This window comes from Bradyrhizobium sp. SHOUNA76 (assembly GCF_023006445.1).
In the GTDB taxonomy this organism is placed as follows: Bacteria; Pseudomonadota; Alphaproteobacteria; order Rhizobiales; family Xanthobacteraceae; genus Bradyrhizobium.
In genome coordinates this window covers 1-1,215 of the sequence record NZ_JALBHA010000914.1, presented here as the reverse complement: position 1 = coordinate 1,215, position 1,215 = coordinate 1, and the positions used below count along the sequence as shown (strand labels likewise).

At 68.1% G+C, this 1,215-nt stretch carries 1 protein-coding gene; it reads left to right on the top strand.

Annotation, left to right across the window (positions count from 1 at the left end; genetic code table 11):
* The coding region (locus MOV74_RS38530) for an Ig-like domain-containing protein (protein WP_246932783.1) at window positions 1–1,215 on the top strand (1,215 nt) is incomplete at both ends.

Below are 1,215 nucleotides of genomic sequence, written 5' to 3'. Positions count from 1 at the left end.
CGGCCTCGCTGAGCTTCACCCTGGACACGACGGCACCCGCGGTCGCCATCACCAGCGCGGGCGGACCGGTCAACCAGGCCAGCCAGACCATCACCGGCACGGTGGGCGTCGCCGATGCCGGCGCCACCGTCACCATTCTGGACGGCACCACGACGATTGGCAGCGCCATCGTGCAGGGCAACGGCAGCTGGAGCACAACGGTCACGCTCAGCAGCGGCCCGAACTCCCTGACGGCGCGGGTGAGCGATGCCGCCGGCAACATCGCGACCAGCGGCGCGGTGGTCTATACGCTCAGCACCACCGGCCCGACGGTGACCGAGAGTCTCGTCTCCGACACCGGCACCTCAGTCACCGACCATGTCACCGCCAATCCGGCGCTGAGCGGCACCGGCCTTGCCAACACCGTGGTGCACTTCACCATCGACGGTAGCCCGATCGCGGCGACAGTGACCACCGATGCGCAAGGCGCCTGGTCGTTTACGCCGAGCGGGCTGGCCGACGGATCGCACACCATTGTGGCGAGCCAGACCGACACTTTTGGCAACACCGGCAGCGCATCGCTGAACTTCACCCTGGACACCACGGCACCGACGGTTGCGATTACCAGCACCGGCGGACCGGTCAACCAGGCGAGCCAGACCATCACCGGCACGGTGGGCGTCGCCGATGCCGGCACCACCGTCACCATCCTGGACGGCGCTACCACGATCGGCACCGCCATCGTGCAGGGCAACGGCAGCTGGAGTACCACGGTCACGCTGAACCAGGGCGGTAACTCCCTGACCGCACGGGTCAGCGATGCGGCCGGCAACACCGCGACCAGCGGCGCCGTGGTCTACACCCTCAGCACCACCGGCCCGACGGTGACCGAGAGTCTCGTCTCCGACACCGGTACCTCAGTCACCGACCATGTCACCGCCAACCCAGCGCTGAACGGCAGCGGCCTTGCCAACACCGTGGTGCACTTCACCATCGACGGCAGCCCGATCGCGACGACGGTGACCACCGATGCACAAGGGGCGTGGTCGTTTACGCCGACCGGGCTGGCCGACGGATTACACACCATCGTGGCGAGCCAAACTGACACTTTTGGCAACACCGGCTCGGCCTCGCTGAGCTTCACCCTGGACACGACGGCACCCGCGGTCGCCATCACCAGCGCGGGCGGACCGGTCAACCAGGCCAGCCAGACCATCACCGGCACGGTGGGCGTCG